This is a genomic window from Actinomadura sp. CNU-125, assembly GCF_001942465.1.
Lineage (GTDB): Bacteria > Actinomycetota > Actinomycetes > Streptosporangiales > Streptosporangiaceae > Spirillospora.
In genome coordinates this window covers 1-24439 of record NZ_MKJY01000022.1, presented here as the reverse complement: position 1 = coordinate 24439, position 24439 = coordinate 1, and the positions used below count along the sequence as shown (strand labels likewise).

The 24439-nt window shown below is 71.6% G+C and carries 19 protein-coding genes, 1 tRNA gene and 2 pseudogenes; 8 read left to right on the top strand and 14 right to left on the bottom strand.

Annotated elements, in window-relative coordinates; genetic code table 11:
• Positions 1–20 precede the first annotated feature (20 nt).
• The 5 genes and pseudogenes from BJF79_RS03360 to BJF79_RS03345 all read right to left on the bottom strand — a co-directional run bounded on the left by BJF79_RS03360 (position 21) and on the right by BJF79_RS03345 (position 7214).
• Positions 21–2273, bottom strand: a complete 2253-nt coding sequence (locus BJF79_RS03360; protein WP_262401462.1) for a glycoside hydrolase family 3 C-terminal domain-containing protein — start codon at positions 2271–2273, stop codon at positions 21–23.
• Positions 2274–2326: 53 nt separating this feature from the next.
• A complete protein-coding gene (locus BJF79_RS03355; RefSeq protein ID WP_075894930.1) occupies positions 2327–3097 on the bottom strand; it encodes an SDR family NAD(P)-dependent oxidoreductase in 771 nt (256 codons plus the stop codon).
• Positions 3098–3118: 21 nt separating this feature from the next.
• A complete protein-coding gene (locus tag BJF79_RS58250; protein ID WP_262401475.1) occupies positions 3119–3679 on the bottom strand; it encodes an alpha-L-rhamnosidase C-terminal domain-containing protein in 561 nt (186 codons plus the stop codon).
• Positions 3680–5487, bottom strand: a pseudogene (locus BJF79_RS03350) (family 78 glycoside hydrolase catalytic domain); the annotation flags it as partial.
• A 443-nt stretch (positions 5488–5930) separates the two neighbouring features.
• Entirely contained in the window at positions 5931–7214 is a 1284-nt protein-coding gene (locus BJF79_RS03345; protein ID WP_143219669.1) for an MFS transporter, read from the bottom strand.
• Positions 7215–7660: 446 nt separating this feature from the next.
• Here BJF79_RS03345 and BJF79_RS03340 point away from each other — a divergent pair, with 446 nt between their 5' ends.
• A complete protein-coding gene (locus tag BJF79_RS03340; RefSeq protein WP_075894929.1) occupies positions 7661–9118 on the top strand; it encodes an MFS transporter in 1458 nt (485 codons plus the stop codon).
• A gap of 337 nt (positions 9119–9455) precedes the next feature.
• Positions 9456–10418 carry a LacI family DNA-binding transcriptional regulator gene (locus tag BJF79_RS03335; RefSeq protein WP_262401461.1) on the top strand — a complete coding sequence of 321 codons (963 nt, stop codon included), beginning with the start codon at positions 9456–9458 and terminating at the stop codon, positions 10416–10418.
• 62 nt (positions 10419–10480) lie between these two features.
• Here the strand turns inward: BJF79_RS03335 and BJF79_RS03330 are convergent, their stop codons facing one another.
• The 4 genes from BJF79_RS03330 to BJF79_RS03315 all read right to left on the bottom strand — a co-directional run bounded on the left by BJF79_RS03330 (position 10481) and on the right by BJF79_RS03315 (position 13624).
• Positions 10481–11713, bottom strand: a complete 1233-nt coding sequence (locus BJF79_RS03330; protein WP_262401460.1) for a serine hydrolase domain-containing protein — start codon at positions 11711–11713, stop codon at positions 10481–10483.
• Positions 11714–11742: 29 nt separating this feature from the next.
• Positions 11743–12189: a hypothetical protein gene (locus BJF79_RS03325; protein WP_143219668.1), complete on the bottom strand. Its 447-nt coding sequence runs from the start codon at positions 12187–12189 to the stop codon at positions 11743–11745.
• Positions 12190–12629: 440 nt separating this feature from the next.
• Entirely contained in the window at positions 12630–12830 is a 201-nt protein-coding gene (locus BJF79_RS55070; protein ID WP_075894925.1) for a hypothetical protein, read from the bottom strand.
• The gene (locus tag BJF79_RS03315) at positions 12827–13624 is read right to left on the bottom strand and encodes a hypothetical protein (protein ID WP_143219667.1); all 798 of its coding nucleotides are present in this window, start codon (positions 13622–13624) and stop codon (positions 12827–12829) included. Before BJF79_RS03315 ends, BJF79_RS55070 begins: the two co-directional genes overlap by 4 nt.
• Positions 13625–13765: 141 nt before the next feature.
• Between BJF79_RS03315 and BJF79_RS03310 the strand changes: the two genes are divergently transcribed.
• Entirely contained in the window at positions 13766–14704 is a 939-nt protein-coding gene (locus tag BJF79_RS03310) for a hypothetical protein (RefSeq protein WP_075894923.1), read from the top strand.
• A gap of 93 nt (positions 14705–14797) precedes the next feature.
• Positions 14798–15367: a hypothetical protein gene (locus BJF79_RS03305; protein ID WP_143219666.1), complete on the top strand. Its 570-nt coding sequence runs from the start codon at positions 14798–14800 to the stop codon at positions 15365–15367.
• Here the strand turns inward: BJF79_RS03305 and BJF79_RS03300 are convergent.
• On the bottom strand, positions 15315–16307 hold the full coding sequence (locus BJF79_RS03300) for a hypothetical protein (protein ID WP_143219665.1): 993 nt from the start codon (positions 16305–16307) through the stop codon (positions 15315–15317). The genes BJF79_RS03305 and BJF79_RS03300 overlap by 53 nt on opposite strands.
• A gap of 283 nt (positions 16308–16590) precedes the next feature.
• Positions 16591–17940, bottom strand: coding sequence for a CpaE family protein (locus tag BJF79_RS03295; protein ID WP_075894920.1), 1350 nt, complete (start codon positions 17938–17940; stop codon positions 16591–16593).
• 149 nt (positions 17941–18089) lie between these two features.
• On the opposite strand from BJF79_RS03295, the gene BJF79_RS03290 reads away from it, so the two are divergent.
• Positions 18090–20678, top strand: coding sequence for an ATP-binding protein (locus tag BJF79_RS03290; protein ID WP_075894919.1), 2589 nt, complete (start codon positions 18090–18092; stop codon positions 20676–20678).
• A gap of 58 nt (positions 20679–20736) precedes the next feature.
• Here BJF79_RS03290 and BJF79_RS03285 read toward each other — a convergent pair whose 3' ends face one another.
• The gene (locus tag BJF79_RS03285; RefSeq protein WP_075894918.1) at positions 20737–21069 is read right to left on the bottom strand and encodes a peptidoglycan-binding domain-containing protein; all 333 of its coding nucleotides are present in this window, start codon (positions 21067–21069) and stop codon (positions 20737–20739) included.
• A 670-nt stretch (positions 21070–21739) separates the two neighbouring features.
• Here BJF79_RS03285 and BJF79_RS03280 point away from each other — a divergent pair.
• Positions 21740–22288 (top strand): hypothetical protein, encoded by a 549-nt coding sequence (locus BJF79_RS03280; protein WP_262401459.1) that lies wholly within the window; start codon positions 21740–21742, stop codon positions 22286–22288.
• Positions 22289–22348: 60 nt separating this feature from the next.
• Positions 22349–22421: transfer RNA gene (locus BJF79_RS03275), tRNA-Ala, on the top strand.
• Positions 22422–22471: 50 nt separating this feature from the next.
• On the opposite strand, the gene BJF79_RS03270 is transcribed toward BJF79_RS03275, so the two are convergent.
• Both BJF79_RS03270 and BJF79_RS03265 read right to left on the bottom strand, forming a co-directional pair.
• Positions 22472–23569 carry a Vms1/Ankzf1 family peptidyl-tRNA hydrolase gene (locus BJF79_RS03270; protein ID WP_075894916.1) on the bottom strand — a complete coding sequence of 366 codons (1098 nt, stop codon included), beginning with the start codon at positions 23567–23569 and terminating at the stop codon, positions 22472–22474.
• 69 nt (positions 23570–23638) lie between these two features.
• Positions 23639–23997, bottom strand: a pseudogene (locus BJF79_RS03265) (VOC family protein).
• Between the two features lie 65 nt (positions 23998–24062).
• On the opposite strand from BJF79_RS03265, the gene BJF79_RS03260 reads away from it, so the two are divergent.
• The coding region (locus BJF79_RS03260) for a winged helix-turn-helix domain-containing protein (protein ID WP_262401458.1) at positions 24063–24439 on the top strand (377 nt) is incomplete at its 3' end.

Here is a 24439-nt window from a genome sequence, read left to right as displayed (position 1 = left end):
CGACGGGCCACGGCGGTGCGTCAGGCCGGGGCGGGCGTCGGGGCCTGCTCGCTGAGCTCGATCATCGCCTCGATGTCCGCAGCGGAGACGCTGACGAACGCCAGGAACTGCCGCATCGGCAGCGAGGCGACCATGTCGAGCATGTCGGCATGCTTCTCGGACTCCCGCCGCTGCTCGTCGGTCATGCCCTCGCCGATGCTCCGGGTGAGGACGGGGCCCACGACCGGGTGGCCGAACCATTCGGCGACCGGGGAGTCCAGGGACAGGGACGTCGCGACCGTGTCGCCTGCGAGGGCGATCGTCCGTTCGGCGACGACGCGGGCCGCGTTCTCACCGATCTGCACCGTGTAGTCGCCGGGCGCGACCGCCCAGCGGCCGAGTTCGACGTCGTAGTACGCGAACGCGCGCCGGTCGAGCGGGAGCTCGACCGTCCGCGACTCGCCGGGCTCGAGGAAGACCTTCGTGAAGGCGCGCAGTTCCCGGGCGGGCCGGCGCACCGGCCCGGCGGTCGTGGCGACGTAGACCTGCACGACGTGCCCGCCAGCCCGTTCGCCCGTGTTGGTCACGGTCACGGTGGCGGTGGCGGTGTCCTCGCCGGTCATGGCGACGTCCATGTCGCCGGTCGCGAACGTGGTGTAGCTCAGGCCGTGGCCGAACGGGTAGCGGACCGCGCGGTCGGCCGTCTCGTAGTACCGGTAGCCGACCATGACGCCCTCGCCGTACCGGACGTGCCCCTGCTCGCCGGGGAAGTTCAGGTGGCTCGGGGTGTCCTGCAGGCGCAGCGGGATCGTCTCGGCCAGCCGGCCGGACGGGACGGCGACGCCGAACAGCAGGTCGGCGACGGCCCCTCCCCCGGCCTGGCCGAGCAGCCAGCCTTCGAGGATCGCGTCGACGTCGTCGTGGAAGCCCTCCAGGGAGACCACCCCGCCGTTCGACAGCACCACCGCGGTCCGCGGGGCGGCGGCCGCCACGGCGCGGACGAGTCCGACCTGCTCGGCGGGCAGGTCGATGTCCGCGCGGTCGAAGCCCTCGGAGGCGTCCTTGACGGGGCCGAGGAAGACGACCGCGATGTCGGACTCCCCCGCCGCCCGGACGGCCTCCTGCCGCAGGCCCGTCCCGTCGCCGTCGCCGTCGAGCGCGAACCCGCGCGCATAGGTCACGTCCTGGCCGCGGTCGGCGGCCAGCGCCTCGATGGCCTCCAGCGGAACGTCGACGCGGGTCGGGTTGATGTGGGAACTGCCGCTGCCCTGGTAGCGCGGCACGGCGGCGAACTCGCCGATGACGGCGATGCGCCGCACGTCCGCGCCGATGGGCAGGACGGCGCCGTCGTTCTTCAGCAGCACGGCGCAGGACGCCGCGAGTTCCCTGGCGAGGACGTGGTGGGCGTCGGTGTCGAAGGCTCTCTTCTCCCGCGCCCGGCGACCGGTCAGGTCCGCGACGCGGCGGGCGCTCGCGTCCACGGCGGCCTCGTCCAGTTCACCGGAGCGGACGGCGCGGACGACCGCCGCGTCGCCGTCGCCGCCGTCCCCGGGCATCTGCAGGTCGAGCCCGGCGGCCAGCGCGGCGACCCGGTCGTAGACGCCGCCCCAGTCGGAGACCACGGCCCCGCCGAACCCCCACTCCTCCCGCAGCACCTCGGTGAGCAGCCACCGGTTCTGCGAGGCGGGCACGCCGTTGATCCGGTTGTAGGACGACATCACCGTCGCGGGGCGGGCGTCGGTGACGACGCGTTCGAACGCGGACAGGTGGATCTCGCGCAGGGTGCGCTCGTCGACGTCCGCGCTGACGCGCATCCGGTCGGTCTCCTGGTCGTTGGCCGCGAAGTGCTTCACCGACGCCCCCGGCCCCTCGCCCTGCAGTGCGTCGACGTGCGCGGCGGCGAGCACCCCGGACAGCAGCGGGTCCTCGGAGTAGTACTCGAAGTTGCGCCCGCACAGCGGCGAGCGCTTGATGTTCACGCCCGGGCCGAGGACCACGTCCACGCCCAGCGCCCGTGCCTCGCGGCCGATCGCGGCGCCCAGGCGCGCCGCCGCCTCGACGTCCCAGCTCGAACCGATGGCGACGGCGGGCGGGAAGCACGTGGCCGGGAGGCTCGCGTGGACGCCCATGTGGTCGGCCTCCCCCTTCTGGAGGCGGATGCCGTGCGGTCCGTCGGACAGGACGATCGAGGGGACGTCCGCCTCGTCCACCGGCTCCGTGCTCCAGAAGTCGCGCCCTGACAGCAGGGCCGCCTTCCGCTCCAGGGGGAGGTCGGCGGGGTCGGTTCGCGGCACGTTCGCGGTTCCTTTCATGTCGGTTGCGGGGCGGTCCGCCCGGGGCGGCGGAGTCACTGGTGGGCGCCGCCGTCGACGCGGATCTCGGTGCCGGTGACGAACGCGCCGTCGTCGGAGACGAGCATCGCCACGACCCCGGCGACGTTCTCCGGGCCGGGCATGCCGTCGCCGATCGCCGGGGACAGCTTCAGGAAGAGGTTCCAGTCGACGTCCGCGGGCACCAGGTCGGCGATGTTGTCGGTGATGCCGCTGCTGATGCCGCCCGGCACGATGTTCACGGCCCGCAGGCCCTGCTTGGAGTACTCGAGCGCGAGGCTGTGCGTGAAGGAGGCGATGCCGCCTTTGCTCGCCGAGTAGGCCGCCATGAACGGGTGGGCGAAGAACGCCGAGGTGGAGCTGAAGTTCACCACCACGCCCCGCCCGGACTCCAGCAGCGCGGGCAGCGCGGCCCTCGTCATCAGGAAGGTTCCGGTGAGGTTCACCCCGATGACCCGGTTCCACAGCTCCAGCGAGCATTCGTGGGTGTGCGCGCCGCGCAGCATGCCCGCCGTGTTGACGAGCGCGTCCAAGCCGCCGAGGCCCGTGACCGCCGCCGCGACGGCCGTGCCGACCGCCGCCTCGTCGGCGATGTCGACGGGCGTGACGGTGAGCCGGTCGGCCGTGCCGGCCTCCGCGGCCAGCGCGGCGGTCTCCTTCAGCCCGTCCTCGGCGATGTCGCCGGCCACCACGCGGGCGCCTTCGGCGAGCAGCCGCAGCGCGGTGGCCCGGCCGATGCCGGAGCCAGCCCCCGTGATCAGGACGCGCCGGTCGGCGAGTCGCATCATGGTGTTCCTCTTCTCTCTCGGTCAGCCGAGCCGGGCGAAGCCGGCCTCGATGTCGGCGGGCAGGTCGTCGCCGCCGCCGGGGATCATGGCGATCGCCTCGCGGACGGTCATGTTCTGCTGGACGGCGCCCAGTCCCGCCTCGACGTGCCCGGCGAGTTCCGGCATCCGCCGGACGATCGCGTCGCCGAGGACCTGCCGGGCGCCGGACCGGTCGGCGACCTCCGCGAGGGTGCTGTCGAGGGTGAGCGGCGCCGCGTCGTCCCCGTCGGCGGTGTACGGGACGTCCCAGCGGTGCGCGCCCGAGCCGACGGTGAACCGGTCGGCGCCCGGCAGGGCCACGTGCGCGGTGACGTTCGCGGGGACGACGGCCGTCACGTCGAGGCGTCCGTTCCCGATCCGCCAGGAGCACTCGGCGGCCCCGTAGGGCGTGCGCAGCCGGGCGCCCGCGTGGGTCAGTCCTCCGCCGGGCCGGGGACGGATCTCGATCTCCCGGTAGCCGGGCGCGGCCGGGGCGAGCCCGGCCACCGTGCGGTGCAGCCAGTCGGCGACGGCGCCCAGCGCGTAGTGGTTGAAGGACGTCATGCCACTGGGGTTCACGGTGCCGTCGGGCAGGAGGCTGTCCCACCGCTCCCAGATCGTCGTGGCGCCCATCGTGACGGGGTAGAGCCACGACGGGCAGTCGCGCTGCGCCAGCAGCCGGTAGGCCGCGTCGAGATGCCCCGCCTCGGTGAGGGCGTCGCAGATCAGCGGCGTCCCGACGAACCCGGTGGCGATGGTGTAGCCGCTTCCGCGCACCAGCTCGACGAGCCGCGCCGCGCGCGGCGGCGCTGCTCGGGGCCGGGCAGCAGGGCGAACTCCAGCGCCAGCGCGTACGAGGTGGGCGAGTCGCTGAGCAGCCGTCCGGACGCGGTGGTGTACTCCTCCTGGAACGCCCGGCGCACCTGGGACGCCAGGACCCGGTAGCGGCCTTCGTCCTTGTCGCGGCCGAGGACGGCGGCGGCCCGCGAGAGCAGGTCGGCCGACCGGGCGAAGTAGGCGGTGGCCACGATCTCGGGCGGTGTCCTGGCCTGCTCGGGCCGCTCCGGAGGGGCGGTGGGGTCCAGCCAGTCGCCGAACTGGAAGCCGCTGTTCCAGAGCCCGTCCGGCCCGGCCAGCCCCGCGACGTGGTCGACCCACGCGCGCATGCTGTCGAACCGGGCTTCGAGGACGCCCGCGTCGCCGTACCGCCGGTACATCACCCAGGGCACGATCACGGCGGCGTCGCCCCAGGCCGCGGCCGCGTTGCCGGTCGCGCCCGGCACGTTCGGCACGACGAACGGCACCAGCCCGTCCTGCCGCTGCTCGGCGGCCAGGTCCGCGAGCCAGGACGTCAGCAGGCCGGCGCTGTCGAACAGGAACGACGCCGTCGGCGCGAAGACCTGCAGGTCGCCCGTCCAGCCGAGGCGCTCGTCCCGCTGGGGGCAGTCGGTGGGCACGTCGAGGAAGTTGCCGCGCATGCTCCAGACGGCGTTCTCGTGCAGCCGCTCCACCATCGGGTCGGAGCAGGTGAACCAGCCGGTGCGTTCGAGGTCCGAGTGGCACACCACGGCGGCGACGTCCCGCACCGGACCGCTGATCTCCGCGTACCGGAACCCGTGGAAGGTGAAGCGCGGCTCCCACGTCTCGTCCGCGCCGCCGCGCAGGACGTAGGTGTCGGTCGCCCGGGCCGTGCGCAGCGGGGCCGTGCACAACTCGCCGTCCTGGAGCACCTCGGCGTGCCGCAGCACGACCTTCTCCCCGGCGTCGCCCCGTACGGTGACCCGCAGCCTGCCGACCAGGTTCTGGCCGAAGTCGACGATCCGGACGCCGTCGGGCGTCCTCCTCGTCTCCACGGGCGCCAGGACCTCGGTCCTGCGCACCGGCGGGCCCGTCGGTGCGACGAGCGTGGACGCGTCCCGCTCCACGACCTCGACGGGCGACCAGCCGTCGGCGTCGTGACCGGGCGACGACCAGCCCGGACGCTCCAGCCGCGCGTCGTGGACTTCGCCGTCGTACAGGTCCGACGACACCAGCGGACCGGACGCCGCCCGCCAGGACGCGTCGGTGCCGAACCGCTCGCTCGTCCCGTCCGCGTAGACGACTTCGAGCTGTGCGAGCCACGCGAGCCGGTCGCCGTACAGCGCGCGCTTGCCCTCGAAGCCGAGCCGTCCGCGGTACCAGCCGTCGCCGAGCGTGGCCCCGAGGCAGTTGGCGCCCTCCCGCAGCAGCCCGGTGACGTCGAACGTCTGGTAGCGCAGCCGATGCTCGTAGGCCGTCCAGCCCGGGGCGAGCACGTGGTCGCCGACGACCGTCCCGTTCAGCTCAGCCTCGTAGACCCCGAGCGCCGTCGCGTACAGCCGCGCGGACCGCACCGGACCGCGCAGCCCGAACTCGCCGCGCACCAGCGAGCCCTCACCGGGGCCGACGAACCGCGCCGACCAGTCGTCCGGTTCCAGCAGCCCGGCCTCGACGTGCGCCTCGTCGCTCCACGGCGACCACCCGTCCGGGCCCTGGACGCGCACCCGCACCACGGCCCGCTCGCGCGACGCCAGCGGCGCGAACGGCCACGCCACCAGCACCGACTCACCGGATTCGACCCGGGTCCGGTCGCCTCGCGCCTCGATCTCGTAGGCGCTCTGCGTCCACCCGTCCCCGCCCGCTTCGACGATCCACGACACGCGCGGGCGCGGCGTACGCCCAGCGGCTCGCGCGAATGCTCGAAACGGATCGTGCTGACGTGTGCGGTCATCGAGAAGTCCCCCTCATCAGAACCCGGCCGGAGTGTGCACGATTACTAGCACGTGTAAGTGGCACGCTAGCGAACTCCCTTGATCGGCCGGACGCTCAGTCCGCCGACGATCGCGACGCCCGCCGCGAACACGAACAGCAGCGGATAGTTCCCGCCGCCCCCCAGCGCCAGGACGAACGGCGCGACGACCGGCGCCGCCGACTGGGGAAGGGCGCCGGCGATGTTGAAGATGCTCATGAACCTGCCCGCCTCCCGCTCCCGGTTCGGCAGGACGTCCGTCGCCAGCGCCAGGTCCACGGCCCCGAACACCCCGGCGCCGAAGAGGATGAACAGCGACCCGACGAGCACGCCGGCGAACGAGGGGGCCGAGGCCACGACCAGGAAACCGGCCATGAAGAGACCGGCGGCCGCGTAGATGAACGCCTTCCGGCGCCTCAACCGATCGGAGAGGAAACCGCTCGCGACCGCCCCCACCGTGGTCATGACCAGCCCGACCCCGCCGGTGATCGCGAGAAGGCCGGTCACCTCGTCCAGCGCATATCCCAGGTGGTCGGTCAGGAAGTACAGCTGATACGTCGACAGGATCATCAGGCTGAACTGGATCAGGAAGCGCCCCACGAAGGCCCACCCGAAGTCGGGGTGCCGCCGCGGGTCGAACACGAGACTCCGGGCCAGCCCGGCGAGGTCGCCGGACCGGCGTGCGTCCTTCGGAAGCGGCGGGTCGGCCATCCTCATGACGAGCAGCAGCACTCCGCCGCACCCCACCAGTACCGGCACCAGGAAGAGCAGCATCGTCGAGCCGCCGAATGCGCCCGCGAACTGGAACCCGGCCACCCCCGCGATCTGCGCGGTGAACCCGAGCAGGCCCCCGACCTTCCCCCGCTGCTCCTCCGGCACCTGGTCCGGCAGGATCGCCGTCAGCGGCGACATGATCATGCTCAGGCCCAGTTGCATGACCACGTAGCCCGCCAGGACTCCGCCGACCGACCCGAACGCCGCGGCGAGCACCGCACCGGCGACCAGCACCGGCATGCCGGCCAGCATCCAGGGACGGCGGCGCCCCATCCGGGAGGCCGTGTTGTCGCTGAGCACCCCGACCACCAGGCCCGAGACGAGCCCGACGAACGTCCCCGCCCCGACCACCAGCCCGAGTGCCGCCTCCTTCCCCGCGGGATCGATCTGCTCGAGGCGAATGGCGAGAGACGCCAGCACCGGCGTCATGACCGCGACGTACAGGGCGAGGTACGCCACGACGTAGACCGCGACGAACCCGCCGCCGACGCGACCCGGACCCGCGCGGGAGTCGGCCTCGCGCGTCGCGACGGAGGGCAGGGGAACTGGTTCGGACAACGCGGTCTCCGGGGTGGCTTCGATCGCGACCGGCCACCGGCCGCACCCGCCGAACGGACGACCGCCGATCACGACACTTACACGTGTAACTAGGAATGCGAGGACGGTAACACCGAGCTCAGCCCGCGGCAAGAGCCGCCTCGCCACCGACCGCTCCGGGCCACCGACTCCCGCGAAACCCGCTTCCCCCCGGACCGCACCACACTCTTGCCACGACACCGCACCGCTGTTATCGTCCCCTCCACCGTAAGTTACACGTGTAAGTCCCTTGGCCGAACCAGTCGGCGGCCTCCCCTTTCGCCCTCGCCCCCACGCGGCGCCCACCCCATCGCCCACCGATTACTTACACGTGTCAGTACCCCAGCTCCAGAGAGGGACGCCTGAGCGGCGACCGTCACGGACCGCCGCCCCACCCGCGCATTCCACTTCGAAGAGGGACCACCCCCATGACCTCAACCGCATCCCCACCGCCCGGTGCAGAGCAGGACGGCTTCACCGGTCGCTACGTACTCCTGCTGGTGGCCTTGATATGGCCGGCCCAACTGTTGTCGGTCACCGGGCTGCTGGCCGGCAACGCCCAATCCCAGATCGCCGTTCACTTCCACACCACGCAGATCGCCTGGTTCGTTCTGGTCAGCGCGCTGATCGGAGCGTTCTTCACCCCGTTCGTGATGAGGGCCGCCGATCTGTACGGCAAGCGGCGGGTCATGATCGTCCTCACCGTGCTCGGCGTGATCGGCGACTTGATCTCGGCGATCGCACCGAACTTCGCCGCACTTCTGATCGGCCGTGGCGTCGCCGGGTTCTACGCGCCGATCGCGGCCCTGGTGTTCGCCATCGCCCGAGACGTGTTCCCCTCACGTCTCGTCGGGCCCGCCAGCGGGCTGATCGGCGGCGGGGTCGGCCTCGTCGCCCTGTTCGGGCCCTTCCTGTCCGGCTGGCTCCTGGACGGCTACGGCTGGCGCAGCATCATGTGGTTCCTCGCCGCGGCGTCCGCGGTGAGCCTGGTGCTCCTGCTGACCGTCGTCCCGGAAAGCCCGGTCCGGCAAGAGCGCACGCCGATGGACTGGGCCGGCGGGCTGCTCCTGGGCGGCGGCATCACCGCCATCGTCTACGGCGTCGGAAAGGGAAGCGACTGGGGCTGGTCCAGTAGCGGGTTCCTCGCCTTCGTCATCGGCGGAGCTGCGGCGATCGTCGCCTTCGTCATCGTCGAGGGCCGCGTCGCGCACCCGCTCTACGAACTCTCGATGCTGTCCCGCCGCCGCGTCTGGTCGGTCTTCCTGGCGACGGCGCTGCTCGCCGGCACCGTGCTGTCGGCCGGGACGATCAGCCAGCTGCTGGGGCTGATGCCGAAGATCCCCGCCGTCTCCGACGGCCTGGGGTTCAGCGCCACCAAGCTCGCCTGGATCGGCGCGCCGGCCAGCATCGTGATCGTCCTGACCGCGGTCGCGACCGGATGGCTCGCACGGCGCCTGGACAGCAGGATCCTCCTCGCGACCGGCGCCCTGTTCGCCGCCGTCGGCTACGGCCTGACGGCGCACTTCCACCACACCGTGCCGCAGTTGATGACGGTCGGCATCGTGACGGCGATCGGCCTCGGCACGATCGTCGCGCTCGTCCCCGTCATGGTCATCGAGGTGGTGTCCCCGGCCGAGCAGGCGCGCGCCAACGGCCTCCAGAACATGCTGCAGGGCACCCTCCTCACCGTCGTAACCCAACTGATCTTCGTCGTACTGACCCGGGACGGCAGAGTCGTGCAGGGCACCCAGTTCTACCTGGACTCTGGATTCACCAACGGCTTCTGGCTGGCCGCAGGGTTCGCGGTCGCAGGCCTCCTGGCCGTCGCACCGATCCCCAAGCTGAAGCGGCTGGCGGAGGCCGAGACCGGCGAGGCCGCACACTGACCGCCTCGGCCCGTGCCCGACGAACCTCGGACACGGGCCTGGGCGGTCCACGCCTACATGCTGAGCGGCTACCCCGACGCCTCCAGCCACCGCCGACCACCCGACGACCCGGAAACCCTGCAACGCTTCCGCCGTCATCTCCGCCGGCTCACTCGGCTCATGGTGACCCCCTGACGCCCCGCCCAAGGCCCGATCACGTCACCGCGGCCGCTAGATTACACGTGTAACCACTTCCCTCTCCGGGGCTAACATCGGTTCCTTGCAGCGTGGCAAGGGTCCAACGGCGGGAGCGACGGTGTCACCGAAGAAGCCATCACGCAGGGTCACCAGTACCGACGTGGCGCGGGAAAGCGGCCTGTCCCGCGCGACGGTGAGCTTCGTCCTCAACGACAAGCCGAACCAGTCGATCCCCCCGGCGACCCGGGAACGCGTGCTGCAAGCCGCCGCCCGTCTCGGCTACATCCCGTACGCCCCCGCCCGGACGCTGCGCAGCGGCAGGAGCGACATCATCCTCCTCGTCCTTCCCCCCTGGCCCCAAGGCCCGGCCATGAACCGGCTCATCGACGCCGCCGCCGAGGTGCTCACCGAGGCCGGCCTGACGCTGGTCACCCACATCCACCTGGGCGGACCGGAACGGCTGGCCGCGCTGAACACTTCCCTCGCCCCCGCGGCCGTCTTCGGCATGCAGCCGTTCACCCGACAGGAACAGGACGTCATGCGGCGCGCGGGCGTCGGCCTGATCCTCCCCCAGCCGCCCGAAGACCACGACCTCGCCGACACCCCGTGGAGCAGCGGCGTCGGCCGCATGCAGGCCGAACACCTCATCACCCGCGGCCACCGACAGATCGCCTGCGCCCTTCCCGACGACCCCCGACTCGCCGAACTGGGCAACAGCCGACTCGACGGCGCCGCACGAGCGTGCGGAGCCGCCGGACTGGCACCCCCGCTCGCCGCCCCCGTCCCCCTCGACGCGGACCAGGCCGCACGAACGGTGTCGCGATGGCGCGACTCCCCCACCCCTCCCACCGCCGTCTGCGCCTACAACGACGAGGTCGCACTCGCCCTCCTCGCCGGAATGCGCACCATGAACCTCTCGGCACCGGACGACCTCGCGGTCATCGGCTCCGACGACATCCCCGCCGCGGCTTTCGCGGTGCCGCCCCTGACGACCGTCGCCCTCGACAGCGGATCCCTCGGAGCCGACCTCGCCCACGCCCTGCAACGCTCCCTGGACGGCGAGCCCGAAGACTTCTCCGCCCTCAGCCCCAGCGTCCACGTCATCGAACGCCAATCGACCTGACCCGCCCTCGAACCACCTCAAGGCCACATAGCCGCCTGAGGCACCAAGATGGATGGTCGAGGCTAGAAATAGAGGGAACTGTAGTCGATCGAGGGCCATGTGTTCACTCCTGCGGCAAGGCCATAGAGTAGTGATTCGATGGCGTCGAAGTCGCCGCCGCCTTCGTCGCGCCTATTGAAAAGCGCGGCGTAGGTGATGCCATCGTATTTTCTGCCGAGGAACGTGTAGCTTCCCGCCATGCTGCCGGAGTGCCAGGTGTTGTACCCGCCGTTCTTCTCACGGACGAACCAGCCCGCTCCGTACCAGGATCCGGAGGCGAAGGTGCCCCACTCGGGCTTGGCGTAGGCCCTGGAGATCGATCGAGAATCCAGCAGGTTCGTCGCGGCCGGGACGTCGAAGATCCGCTCGAAACGGAGGAGGTCCACGGCCGAGGCCACCCAGCCGCCGCTGGCGTCCTTGTTCGCCATGTTGAACCCGCCGTAAGGAAACGGGACGACCGTACTGGAGTCGTCGAGGACGGTCCTCGTGGTGAAAGAGGACTCGTACGGCACCTCCCCCGGCGTCTCGGCCTTCAAGCTGCGGCCCGGCCGCATGCGGGTGATCCGCAGCGGGGCGAGCAGTTCCGCGGAGACGTGCGCCCCGTAGTTCCGTCCGGTCACCTCCTCGATCGCACGCCCGAGCAGGTTGTAGCCATAGTTGCTGTACGCGTACCTTGAGCCGGGCGTGAAGTCGAGGGGCAGGCTCGTCATGTACGTCATCACGTCGGCGTGGTCGTTCGGCAGGTCCTTGCCGAGGGTTTCGGCGATCCGGTGCTCGATGGTGGCGGGGTCGACCGAGATCTCCCGGTCCCATCCTCCGGCGTGCTGGAGCAGCCGCCACAGCGTGACGTTCGCGAGCCGCGGATCGACCTGCCTCCCGGGCATGGGACGCAGGTCGAGGTACTCGGTGACCGGGGCGCCGAGGTCGAGCTTTCCCTCCTGCGCCAGTCGCAGCACCGCTGTGGCGGTGACGTGCTTGCTGAGGCTCGCGATTCTGAACAAGCTGGTCGGCGTCACGGCCGGAACCGGATTCTGCGACGTCGACCAGGTGTAGGCGCGGGCGAAGACCAGCTTTCCCTGGCGGGCGATGGCGAGCTGCCCGGCGGAGATACCGCGCTCGTGCATGTACTTCTTCATCGCGTGGTCGAAACCCAGCAGCGCTGAAGGCACGTTCCCTCGCGCCTTGACGACTTCCCACGCCTCTCCGGCGGCCGCCGACACCGGGCGGCCCACCACGGCCAGCCCGATCGGCGCCACGATACCGGCCTTGAGTACATCTCTGCGTTTCACACGAATCCCCTGGTCATTTCCATATCATCGATAGGTTTCCGCGAATATTGCGGCGAGATATCAGCGCCGTCCACCGTCACTCGAATGTAGGTGCCGCCTTCCCGGGTTCTGCCCGCGCTCCATCCTTGAATTCCTTTGAGGTAGGACAGGCGAGCGAGGTCAGAGAACTGCTCGGCCGATATCGCAGAGTTCGAACTGTGGGCGACTATGTCCACCATGTACTTGTCGCCCTTACTGAAGACATCGGCCTGCAGGCTGAACGATCCGCCGGATTCGACCGCGTGGACGAGGCGCGCGGCGACCTGGCGTGCCGTGCGGAGAGTCTCGATGAAAGCGCATGGAGTCGACGACCCGACGAGATCGTCAGGGACCTCGTCGATCACCTCGGGCGGGGAGACGGACATCGATTCGACCTGCGGTTCGCGGCTGAGAATTGCCTTCATGAAATCCCTCGCGACGGCCGGTGTGCCTCATATCCGCTACCGTCCGAACTCGATGAGCCGAGGCAAGTCGATTCGAGGACGTTCGCGATCCCCTGCGACGCCTTTTCGGCCGGCTTTCGGAGGCGGGCTTCGCCGGGTCGCCGTCACGATGTGCGCCTGCGGAAGCGATGTCGGCGGGACGTCGCCGATGGTTCCCTTTCGTGGTGGCTCGTCGTCCGCCGCGGACGAAGCGGAGCAGGCGGCGTCCTTCGCTGAGGCACAGGGCGAGCAGAAGACCGCCCAGGATGGCTGTGGGCGTGACGGCCTGCAGCCATGCGGGAGCCGCGGTGAGCGTGTCGGCGTGCATCTTCACTCCGTCGTGGGGCGTCAGTGCCGGACGGGCCGGGCTTCGGCCACGTCGGGGGTTGCGGCGAGGGCGGGGAGGGCCGCGGTGGCGGGGCTCAGGCGGGCGGACGCTCGGGGCCGACGGTGCCGAGCATGATGTCGTAGGCGATGTCACGGACGACGTCGGCACCGAGGGCCGACTGGATCAAGGTGCCGATGGTCTCGGTGAGTATCCGTTCGTAGGTCCCGAAGCCCCCTGCCACCGCGGGGTTCCATTCCAGGCGGTCGGTGAGGTGGATGCGCAGGCCGCCGGTCACCGGGTCGACGTGGTCGAGATCGATCTTCCCGCGACGTCGCCGCGGGCCGCGGGCGTTCCGTCGGCGGTGAACAGCAGCACGGGGACGGCGAAGGCGACCGGCTCGTGCGACCGGTCGGCGGTCTCGACCCGGTTCATCCCCGAGAGCATGCGGAACGTCGCCAGGCCGAGGAGGCTGTTGAGGGCCGATGCGACGGCACGGCCGACCGTCTCGGTCTCGCCCGGCCTGCGGGCGAGGTAGCCGCCGAAGGCGTACGCGAGGACGCGGTCCCGGACGGGCGAACGCAGGAACATGCGGAGGCGTACGCCCGAGACCGGGAGTTCGAACCGGTCTCCGGTGATCTCGGAACGAACGTATCCGTCCTCGCCCTCGGTGAGCGCGCCGACGAGTTCGAGCGTGCTCCCGTCCGCGGCGCGGGTCAGCCTCAGGACGTACAGCCGTCCGTCGAGTTCGGCGATCAGCTCGTCGCCGAGGACGGACGACAGTGCGCGTGCGGTCTCGATCAGGTCGTGGAGGGTCTTGCGGGGCATGCGCGGCCGCAGGAGATTCTGTCCCTCGTCCTCGACGTGCTCGACCTCCCGTTCGGCCTGCCGAACGGTGTAGTGGCGCAGGCTGAACGCGACGATCTCGTTGTCGGTGCGCACGCCGCAGGTGGCTTTCAGCGCTTTCTTGGCACTCAGCGGATAGGGAAGTTCCCGCCTCGCGTACCTGGTCACGTCCACGAACACCGGGACGTCGTCGTTGAAGACGCGTCGGAGGTAGAGCTCTTCCTTGGCCTGCGTCATGGGGGTCACGGTGCACCCTTTCCGTGTCCTGGCACCGGCCGGGCCGGTGCTCGCCTTCGTGACCGTCTGGAGGCGGGCGGGATCGGCAAGCGCGACGTGCGGGTCGGCTCCCGGCGGGGACGGTCATGGAGTGACGCCGAAGGAGAGCCGATGCACAAGCCGACCGATTACCTGCTCGCCGTCCGCACGACCGGGTCGCCGCCCGCGCCGGACGGCGTCAAGACCGTCGATCTCGTCCCCGGCGGGGAGGACGACGTCGTCTCCGGCGTCATCGGGGGCCTGCGGGCGAGCGGGCTGACGGCGGCCGATTTCCGGGCGCGGGTCGTCTTCCTGGCGCCGGAGGGGCCGGGCGCCCTCGTGCCGTACGCGGCGTTGTGCGGGTTCGCGGGCCGGCGGTTGGACGTCTACGCCGACGGCGCCGTCTTGGACGTCTCCCGGCTGGATCGGCACGGCGAGTCGTTCGCCGACGTGGGGCGGCCCGGCGGTTTCCTGATGTGGGCCCAGGTGGGCGGCCGGGAGGCGGCCGGGATCCCGACCGTGCACGTGGGCTCCGGCGCGGAGCCCGTCACCCCCGAGGACGCCGCGGTGATCCGGTACGCGGCGCGGCTGCGGTTGGTGCCGCCCGATTCGGCCCGCGCGGCGTTCGCCGTGTTCACGCTGGTCGCGGCGCTGCGGCGGCGCGCCGATGACCGGTTCCCGTTCCTGTCCACCGGTGCCGAGCCGGTCCCGGCCGGCCGAAACGATCCGGAGCAGGGGATCGACCTGGAGCGGCTCCGCCGGGAAGCGGTGCGATACCGGCAGGAGCTGCGGATCGCGCGGCGGGGCGCCGATGTCGTCCCGGCGGTGCCCGCCTCGGCGCACGACGCGCGGATCGCGGAGGCCGACGGGACGGACGTCCGGACGGTGCTGCCGCGGCTCGGTTCGGCCCCCGGCGGGGAGAGCCGGTGGCACTGCCCGCGCGTCACCGGCACCGGAACGGCGACGAGGTCGCCTCGATGCGGGTGTACGGGGACAACCGGGTCAGGTGCCTCCGGTGCGACGCGGAGAAGATCGGCCCGACGAGGCTGGTCGTCGATATGCTCGGATTGACCCCCGACGAGGCCGCGACGTTCGTCCTGGACTACGATCGCGTGGTCGGCGCGCTCGGCACGTGAGCGGACGGGGCGGCCGGGAGGTGCACCGATGGCCGGAGCGTGGGGGCTCTTGACCGTTGACGGGGAGGACGCGGGGCGCGTCCATCGCAGCGTGCTGGACCGGGTGGCCGAGATCGCCGGCCGGCTGGGCTGCGGCGGCGCCGTCGCGCTGGGTGCGCCGCCGGTCTCGTTCCGCGGGGACGACGTGGTGCGGCTGCGGCGGGATTTGCACGAGGTCATCGCGTTCATGGACGCCGCACGGCGCACCGGCTGGGTCCTGGGGGACGTCGCGGTCGCCCCCGGCGAGCTGCCGGTCCCGGTGCGGGAGACGCCGGAGGGCCGGCTCTGGGCGTGTTCGGTCCGCGGTTTCGAAGTGCGCGGGACGTCCGGGGTGCGGCGGGTCGCCGGTGCTCGGCGGGTTCCCCTGGCGGGCCTCGTCGCGCCGCAGGCCGACGCGGCGGCGCTGGGCGCGGGTGATGGAGTTGCGGGAGGGGTGAGCCGCCCGGGACCGGAACGCGGGCCGGTGCGGGGCGTCCGGGACGCCTCCGCCGCGGCCCGCGTTCCGGTCAGTGCGGCGACGAGCCCGCCTCGGGGGCGGCCGACTGCCCGGAGACCGTGAACCGCAGAGCCGTCGGGATCTGCGTCTCCGGGTTGGCGATGAGGGCGCCGACCTGGCCTGCGGCCGCCATCCGCTCGGCCGCGGCCCCCGGGCGCACCCCGACCACGTAGTCGGCCTCCATCGGTACCGCGGCGGTGAGGCACCCGGCGGGCAACCGCGCGTACGCCGCCACGAACACGCGGCTTCCCGCGGGGATGAGGGAGGCGAGCGCGCGGACGACGATCCGTGCGGCGGGGCCCGTCACGGTCACCGCCTGGACTCGCCGGAGCGCCTGTTCGATCTGGGCGAGCTGCTCCTCGGTGACGACCCCGCCGACGACGAGCGCCGTCGCGTCCGGCCCCGTGCCGTCCCGGCGGCTCACGACGACCGAGCCGTTGACCGTGGAGACGACCGCGCCGGTCCGGTCCCGCGCGGCTTTGATCGTCTCGATGGCGCGGCGGGCCGTGGCCTGGTCCGGGAAGCCGGGGACCCGGTGCACGCCGTGCCCGCCGCAGACGGTCACCTGGGTTCCGTGGATGTGGATCTCGTCGATGCGTTCGTCGCGCCAAAGCTCGCCCAGCAGGTGGGAGCCGCTCAGCACGTGGTAGACCTTGCCCGCGAGGTCCTGGTCCCCGTCGGTGCAGCGGGTGAGCACCTCCGCCCAGAGTTCGGCGATCCGCGGCCGGAGCGACTCGGCGATCTGTTCCGCGGTGCGCCATGCCGTTTCGGCCGTGGGCGGGATCCGCGGACCGGACGCCTCCGCGGGCGTCTGCGGGCCCTGCTGCGGGTGCGCCCTTCGCGGGGGCTGTGGAGGGTGCGAGGGTGGCGCGGGCCGCGAGGGCTGTACGACCTGGGGAATCTCCACGACCTGCGGGGCCTGCGAGGTTCGGCCGTTCTTCTCACCCGTCGCTCGCGGACGGCGTCCGCGCGGCGGCTTCGGCAGCTCGTGCGCCTGATGCATCTTGGACGCCTGCGGCTTCGCGGCGGCGGGCGCGGGAGGGCCGGAGGAGTCCTTCGGAGCGGCCGGGAACAACGCCGCCCACGGGTCGACGGCGCCGGGCTCGGGTGCCGCCGGAGCGGGCGGCGCCGTTCGGCGACGAGCCGATCGGGCGGAGCCTCGCCCGCCGGGGGTCCGGTCTCCTCGTCGCCGCCGAAGATCTCCCAGAAGTCGATGCCCGCGACGGGCTCTTGATGCGCTGCCATGGTGGTTCCTTCCTTCCGTGGGAGGTGTGGCCGGGCGCCGTTCACCGGCCGAGCAGCCTGCGCACGCGGCCGCCCCGGCCGTTCGCGGGCGGCGCGGACGCGGCGTCGTCGAACACCGGGTCGGCGGTGACGGCCCGCAGGATCTCGCGGAGCGCGGCGTCCAGTTCCGGGTCGGCGCGCAGCGCGTTCACCCGGCGGTTGTTGACGGCCCGCGTCCATGCCCGGTCCTCCGGGATCATCCCGACGAACCGCCAGCCGGGCATCAGGTCCATGACGTCCTCCGGACCGCACTCGACGTCGGCGCGCGCCCGGTTGAGGACCAGCGACACCTTTTCCGGGTCGACGCCGCCGCCGTGGAAGTGCCGCGGCATGGTGATGGCCTTCAGCCAGGAGCGGGCGGCCTCCAGCGTCACCCGGTCGGGCTCGACCAGGACGAGGATCGCGTCGGCCTCGGGCAGGACCAGGTCGGTGAACGTCGTGTGGTAGAGCTCGGCGACGGGCGTATCGATGAACACGAGGCCGAACTCCTGCCGCAGCACCGCGAGCACCCGCTTGTACAGGGCGGAGTTGATCAGCGCCGGGTCGGCATTGACGGCGTCCGGCGGTCCGAGCAGCGCGTACAGGCCGACCTCGGGGAGCTGCGCGAGGTGGTTGCGGACGGTGGACGGGGAGAGCGTCCCGGTGTCTCGGAGCAGGTCCAGGATCGTCGGGGACTCCAGGTTCAGGTAGCGGGCGACGTCGGCCTGCTGGAAGTTGGTGTCCACGAGCGCCACCGACCCGGGCCGGCCGGACGCCCGGAGGTGCTTGGCCGCGAGGACCGACAGGTTCACGGTCGTGCTGGTCTTGCCCACGCCGCCCTTGGCGGAGGCGACGGCGACGACCCGGCCGCGCGCGGGTGCCGGCGCCGCCGCGGCGAGCGCCGCGGGACCGGACTCGGGCCGCGGGCCCGGCCATCCGTTCGGTGAAACGGCCGGACGGCTCGCCGGCACCCCGGGCGCGCGGGTGCGGCGTCGCGCCGCCGAGGGTCCGGACGGGCGCTCCGGGACGCCGAACACCGCGAGCAGCTCCGACAGCCGCAGTCGCCGCCCGGTCACCCGCACCCGGGCGTCGAACGCATCGCCGCGCTCGGCGAAGAACGCGTGCACCAGCACCGTGAACCCGCCGCCCGCGAGCCCGTTGGCGAGGACGGAGACCCCGGCGCCCGGAACGTCCTCGGTGAACCCGGGGGCGAACATGAACGCGGCCGGTGCGCCCACTCGTCCGCTCTTGGACAGGTCGCGGAGCTCCGTGGCGGAGGCGGCGTCGAACACCACGGGGAACCGGCCGGTCTCCCGCAGCTTCCGCGCGACGTCCGGATCCCCCGCCACCACGAGGTTCGGCACGTTTGCCATCACACAGTCCCTCAGCGCTCTGATCGCCGGCCGGCCGGCACGGCCGACCGGACCCTCCGAGTTCGACTGTGCGGACAACCGCGGCTGCCGCCAGCACCGAATGCCGGACTGTCTCCCCGAGAGCCGACGCAACCTGGGAGATGACGCGCATGGCGAACCTGAGGGCGACGTTCGGACGGCTCACGGGGACGAGCCGCGCGGGCCGGTCCGAGGCCGACACCGCCACGATGTGGACGACCCCCTACGCGTGGCGCACCGCCGACGGCGTCTACGTCGGGCACAACGGCGAGGTGTGGACGTACCGCACCGTGCGGCTGGCGCCGATGAAGTGGGAGGACCCGGAGCGGCAGCTCTCGCTGGCGGCGCCGCTCGAACGGCTGCTCGGCGACCTCGGCGGGACGTCGCGGCGGCCGGTGGGCGGGTTGGCGCCGCTGTCCGGCAACCGGCGGATCCACCTGGTGTCGATCACCTGGGACGACCTGGTCACGCCGCCGCGCGAGAACAGCGGGGCGCTGCGCGACTACCAGGCGGGCGCCTTCGGGTTCCTGGCGCCCAACCGGGTGCTGTTCGTGGGCGTGCAGCTGCGGTCGTCGCTGCGGGACCAGGCGTCCAGGGCGGGACGGCGGGGCGGGGGCGGCGGGCTGTCGTTCGTCCGGTCGCTGACCGAGGCGGTCCGGGAGTCGATCAGCGAGGACGTCCCGGACCTGGCGCCGTACGAGCGCGACCGGGAACTCGTCACGGGCATCCTCGACCGGTGCGACGCGCGGCCGCCGACCCGGCACGAACTCGACCGGCTGGAGTCCTGGTACAACCTCGGGCGCGGCCCGGACGCGGTGATCGAGGAACTGCCCGCCCGGTTGTCGGTGAGCGGCGTCGGGGAGCTGGAGATGGCCGCGGTCATGCGCTTCGACCGTCCGGTCATGCCGGCGCCGCACGCCCAGTGGGCGCTGGAGGCGGTCAGCCATCCCGGGGACGCCCCGCACGTCGTGTCCGTCCGCGCCGAGCTGGAGCCGCCGAACCTGACACGGTCGCGGGCCCGCCGGGCGCAGCGCCGGATCATGGCGAACATGGAGGAGGAGCGGAAGACGCAGGACCTGGAGAAGGTGGAGCTGTCCGAGACCTACCGGCAGGCCAAGGAGGTCGAGGACTACCTGGCGGGCTCCCGGCAGCCCATGCTCGCCCACTGCAGCCTGGTCATGGCGCGGGAGGTCACCGACTCCGCCCAGACCTACCTGGACTTCCTCTCCGAGCAGTACGGGATCCAGATGAAGCCCCTGGAGCACCGGCAGATCCAGGCGCTGGAGGAGACGCTGCCGTGTTCCTCCGTGCGGGTCAATCCTTTCCTCCAGGACGTGAACGTGCCGATGGTCTCGCACGCGGGGCTCCAGTCGTTCTCCCGGCTCGGTGACGACACCGGGGTCTTCGGCGGGCTCATCGACCCCGACGGCACTCCGTTCTTCGTCGACCCGCTCGGGGCGCCGCGCCGGAACCTGCCGCCCGTCTTCGGGATCTTCGGTGATCCGGGCAGCGGCAAGACGTTCTTCGCCCAGTCCGTGGCGGTCCAGTCCGCCCTCAACGATCTTCCGGTGATCTTCGTCAACCCGAAGGGCGGCGACTCGCTGTACGGGATGGTGGACTACGCCGCGGACCTCGGCGTGCCGAGCGGGCGGGTGTCCATGTCGGCGCTGGAGGACGCGCCGGGCGCGTTCGACCCGTTCCGGTACGCGCCGCCCGCCATCGCCGCGGAGATCGCCAATGTGCACATCCTGTCCGCGTTGGACGACTCCCGGGATGGCCTGACGCTTCCGGAGCGGCTCGCGCTCGGCTCGGGGCTGAAACGCGGTGCCCTCAACGGCGCACGTTGCGTGTGGGACGCGCTGCGGTTCGTCCCGGGCGAGGAGGCGGATCGGCTGCGCGGCCTGGTGGAGCAGCAGATGGAGGCGTCCTCCATGTTCTCCCTCGGCATCGCGCGCGAGCCGCTGCCCCGCCTGGACGTCCGGCAGCGGCTGACGCTCGTCGACTTCGACCGCGACCTCGGGTTGCCCGAGGGGAAGGCGCCGAACGAGTACTCGGTGACGGAGCGGATCGCGCTGGCGGCCGTCCGGCTGGTGATCCGGGCGTCCCTGGAGATCCTCATCGCGAACCGGTCCGGGGTGCTGATCGTGGACGAGGCGTGGACCTTTCTGTCGCAGGCCGAGGGCCTGGCCTCGCTGCAGCGCATCTCCCGGGAGGGCCGGTCGCTGAACATCCTGCCGGTGTTCCTCACGCAGCGGATCGCCGACGTCGTCACGAAGGACCTGGAGTCCTACCTCAGCCGGGTCCTGGTGCTCAAGCTGAACGAGACGCGGGAGGCGGAGACGGCGCTGCGACTGTGCGGGCTGGATCCGACGCCGCAGCGGCTCGCCGAGATCCGCGAGTTCGGCCCGCTGCCGCCGGACGGCGACCGGCCCGCCCGCTGGGCGCGCGGCGTCTTCCGCGACCGCGCCGAGGAGGTCTGGGGTTCGGAATCCCCATCAGCTCCACGAGTTTATTGCGGCGAAGGCCGCTCAAGGCCCCCAGGGGGCCTTGAGCGGCCTTCGCCGCGTGCGATTGCTGCATCGCTTCGACTCGCCCAGGGGCTCGCTGCGCGATCAGATTCTCGCTTCGCTCGAATCTGGCTTCGCTTGCAATCGCAGTGGTTTCGGTCCGCTTCGGCTGGGGTGATGGCTGGGGTGGGTGCCTTGGGGAGTATCGGGTAAGGGCCGCCCCGTGGCGCGGAAGCGGGGCGGCCCTCGGTGCGCGGGGTTAGATGATTCTCTAGAGGCCCGGCGTGCTCCTCGCCTCGGCGCCCTGGGCGAACGCGGCGCGGAACGTGTACCAGCCGAAGATGCCGTCGGCGTCGATGCCCTTCCGCTGCTGGAAGTCACGCACCGCGGCCTCGGTGCGGGCGCCGTAGATGCCGTCCACGTCGATGTTCGCGTGCTGGAGCACGTTCATCGTGTGCTGGATGCCCTTGACGAAGGCGACGTTGCCGTTGCCCTGGCCGACCTCGCCGACGTTCCGGCGCATCTCTTCCCACATCTCGGTCGTGATGGGATCGGTCTGCTCCAGGAAGTGGTGGGCCTTGTACTGGTGGACCGCGTTGACCATGTCCTGCAGGTAGACGTCGCCGTCGGGCGCGTCGGGTTGCAGTTGTCGTACGACGCGACGTCGTTGCTCAGCCCCGTGAGGAAGCAGCGGACGAAGGCGATGCGGTAGTTCTCGGCGCCTACGTCGTACTCCACGTACTCCTGGAGCTCGATGGCCTTCGCCACCTGCGGCTCGGTGTCCGGGCCGTCGGCGGACGCCGCGCCCATGCCGGCGAACGCCGTCAGAGCGGCGGCGGCCAGCACGCACACCGTGCGGAGCAGGATCTTCATATGAACCCCCCGTTCATCGGTTTGATCCTGACAATCGAGTCTGACGCGAAAGTCCGGCCAATGGTTCGAAGTGCCACGTAAATTCGCGTAGAGAAACCCGACGATCGGGAAGGTGTTCGGGTTTACATAGATCATTAAGTTTTGCCGAGAATGGAACTTGAGTTGTGTACGCGGTGATCGATTTCGGCGGTCGCCGTATATGGGGGCTTGTCGCCTTCGGTCGTGTTTTGGCTGGTCCGGACGGCCGTGTGTGGCGGGGGTGGCGATGGTGGAGGTGTCGAATGCGGAGGCAAAAGATTGATCATCGACATGGCCGCCTTTGCTCTGCTCGCGCTTCACCGAGTTGATCATGAGGGAACAGTCGTCGTTGGCGATGTCGATCGAGATGAGGGGTAGCCCCAATGACAGCTCGTATCACCGTAACGGCGGCACTGTCCGCTCTCGTGGCCGCGTCGGCCGTGGCGGTGGCGTTGCCCACGGCGGCACATGCGCAGTACCTGGCGCCGGTCGCGGTGCAGGTGCAAAAGGACGAGAAATGCGAACGGTCGCTCAGCATCCTGGAGCAGATCAAGCTGCTGCCCGGGCGGCCCGAGCTCGCCAAGACGCTGTGCACGGTCGTCACCGGGCAGGAGCCGGCCGAGGCGCCGACCGAGCAGCCGCCGGTCGAACCGGCCGCGAGCGAGGTGCCGCCGACCGCGTCCGAGGGGGAAGCCCTGCTCCAGATGCCCGAGGACTACACGCCGCCGGCCGCAGGGAAGCCCACCGAGGCCAACACCAAGACCCACGACGTGGCGGAGCACCAGGAGCAGCTGCTCGGCCTGCCCGCGGAGTGGCCCGCGGGGCTCACCGTCTGGATCCCGACCCTCCACAACGGCGAGTGGCACTCCTACAGCAACAGCAACGACACCGCCGAGGCGGGTAAGACCGACGCGGGCGAGCCCGTCAGCTGACCGTGGCGCGGCCCAGTTCGAAGTGGTCCCCTCGGTGCACTAGGCTCTTCACTGCACCGAGGGGCTATGGCGCAGTTGGTAGCGCGCCTCCATGGCATGGAGGAGGTCTGGGGTTCGAATCCCCATAGCTCCACCCGGGACAAGGGGTTGAAGGCCCAGGGCCTTCAACCCCTTCGACGTTCGTCAGGCCGTGTAGCGCAGGACGGCGCCCATCTCGTGGTGGTCGCCGCCGTTGGACGGGAGCACCACCAGTTCGCCGTCGGTGGCGGCCACGGCGCGGACGAGCGCGGCGTCCGCGCGGTCCTCGCGGACGTCCGTGACGCCGAACTCCGTGCGGAGCTCCTCGGGGGACGACGCGAGCTGCATCGGGTCGGGACCGAACCACAGGCGGTCGTGGGAGTCGGGGTCCTCGTCCACCAGCAGGGTCTCGACCTGGCCCTGGCGGACGGCCTCGACGATCGCGGGGATGCCGGACACGGCCCGCTGGCCGTTGGCGAGCTCCCGGTCGAAACGTTCGGCGACGGTCATCACGCGCTCGGCCGTCTTGAGCTTCAGGATCCGGTTCAGTTCCGCCTCCAGCTCGGGATCACGGACGTCGGTGTTGCGATCGAGTTCGACGACGTGCTCCAGGACGGCCTCGGAGACCTCCTCCAGGACGGCCGTGCGGGCGCGGGTGTCGCCCGCGATCACCACGGCCTCCGCGCCGCAGCGCTCGGCGACCCGGTCGATCTCCTGGGCGACCTTCTTCGCGTTCGTCTTCCAGACGTTCTCGGACGAGCGCTGGAACCGGGACTGGTTCCAGTCGCCGGCCTTCGTCTTGCGGATCGGGTACTGCTCGTCCCCGTCGACGTCGACGTGCGTGTGCCGTCCGTCGGTGGTGACGCAGTCGATCGCCCCGCCCCGGCGGTCCACGACGACGATCATGTGCGGGAACCGTTCGCCGCGTTCGGCGAGGTACGGGAGGACGTGGGGGAGCGGGGCGAGCCGGGCCTGCGTCGTCTGCGGCGGGCCGGGGAGCCGCTCGGCGTGCACGACCTCCCCGTCCGCCGCGAAGATCACCAGCCCCTCGGAACGTCGCTGCGCCATCTCCTCCTCGACGGTGGCCTCGATCGCGCGGAGGGTGTCGGCGGGGGCGTCCTGCTCCTCCAGTTCGGTGCGCAGCGCCCGCCACCGCAGCTCGGCGGCCTTGGAGGCGTCCTCGGTGGTCCGGGTGAGATCGGCGTACACCGATGCGTAGGGGCCCGGGTGCTGGTACAGCGTTTTGAGGAATGACAGCTCCATGAATACGCCCTACCCGATCCATATGGGGCAAACGTAAAGAATGGGACGCGTGGGGCGCCGTGACGGTGCTCAGCGCCCGTCGGCCTTCGGCGGGACGATCAGGCAGAACTCGTTGCCCTGCGGGTCGGCCAGCACCGTGGTGAGCCAGCCGTCGTCCATGAACGGGCCCCGGACGACGCGCGCCCCAGGCCCGTCACGCGAGCGACCTCGGCGTCCATGTCGGCGACCCGCAGGTCCGGATGCATCCGGTTCTTGCCGGACTTCGGCTCCGGGACGCGCTGCAGCAGCAGTTCCGGCCCCCGGCCGTCCGGATCGGCCAGCGTCACGTACGGGCCGTGCAGGTCCCCGCCTTCGTAACCGAGGGCGGGCCCCCAGAAGCCGGCGAGGGACACGGGATCCGCGCAGTCCAGGACGAAAGCGAGTCTCATCCTCGGACCCCTACCCGGCCCGGACCGCCCACACATCGGGGACAATGGCCACGGAAAGGGGATTCGTGCGCATCGGCATCCTGGGCCCGCTGCAAGTACGGGACACCGCCGGGCGGCCCGTCGAGGTCGGCGGGCGGAGGCTGCGCGCCCTGCTCGTCCGGCTGGCGATCGACGCGGGCCGTCCGGTCTCGGCGGCACGGCTGCTCGACGACCTGTGGGACGGCGACCCGCCCGGCGGCAACGCCCTGCAGGCGCTCGTCTCCCGGCTGCGCGGCGCGGCCGGGCGGGACGTCGTCGAGCACGGCCCCGGCGGATACCGGCTCGGCGTCGACCCGGGCGAGGTGGACGCCGTCCAGTTCGAGCGCGCCGTCGCCGCGGCCCGCCGCGGCGGCGACCCGGCACGGCGGGCGACGACCTGCGCCGCGCCCTCGACCTGTGGCGC

What these genes read in the sequence shown, in the direction of transcription:
- BJF79_RS03340 (WP_075894929.1), top strand. Translation starts at nt 7,661, where the DNA reads ATGACCTCAACCGCATCCCCACCGCCCGGTGCAGAGCAGGACGGCTTC.
- BJF79_RS03300 (WP_143219665.1), bottom strand. Translation starts at nt 16,307, where the DNA reads ATGCATCAGGCGCACGAGCTGCCGAAGCCGCCGCGCGGACGCCGTCCG.
- BJF79_RS03280 (WP_262401459.1), top strand. Translation starts at nt 21,740, where the DNA reads ATGACAGCTCGTATCACCGTAACGGCGGCACTGTCCGCTCTCGTGGCC.
- BJF79_RS03325 (WP_143219668.1), bottom strand. Translation starts at nt 12,189, where the DNA reads ATGAAGGCAATTCTCAGCCGCGAACCGCAGGTCGAATCGATGTCCGTC.
- BJF79_RS58250 (WP_262401475.1), bottom strand. Translation starts at nt 3,679, where the DNA reads ATGACGTCCTTCAACCACTACGCGCTGGGCGCCGTCGCCGACTGGCTG.
- BJF79_RS03285 (WP_075894918.1), bottom strand. Translation starts at nt 21,069, where the DNA reads ATGGTCAACGCGGTCCACCAGTACAAGGCCCACCACTTCCTGGAGCAG.
- BJF79_RS03270 (WP_075894916.1), bottom strand. Translation starts at nt 23,569, where the DNA reads ATGGAGCTGTCATTCCTCAAAACGCTGTACCAGCACCCGGGCCCCTAC.
- BJF79_RS03355 (WP_075894930.1), bottom strand. Translation starts at nt 3,097, where the DNA reads ATGATGCGACTCGCCGACCGGCGCGTCCTGATCACGGGGGCTGGCTCC.
- BJF79_RS03305 (WP_143219666.1), top strand. Translation starts at nt 14,798, where the DNA reads ATGGCCGGAGCGTGGGGGCTCTTGACCGTTGACGGGGAGGACGCGGGG.
- BJF79_RS03295 (WP_075894920.1), bottom strand. Translation starts at nt 17,940, where the DNA reads ATGGCAAACGTGCCGAACCTCGTGGTGGCGGGGGATCCGGACGTCGCG.
- BJF79_RS03290 (WP_075894919.1), top strand. Translation starts at nt 18,090, where the DNA reads ATGGCGAACCTGAGGGCGACGTTCGGACGGCTCACGGGGACGAGCCGC.
- BJF79_RS03310 (WP_075894923.1), top strand. Translation starts at nt 13,766, where the DNA reads ATGCACAAGCCGACCGATTACCTGCTCGCCGTCCGCACGACCGGGTCG.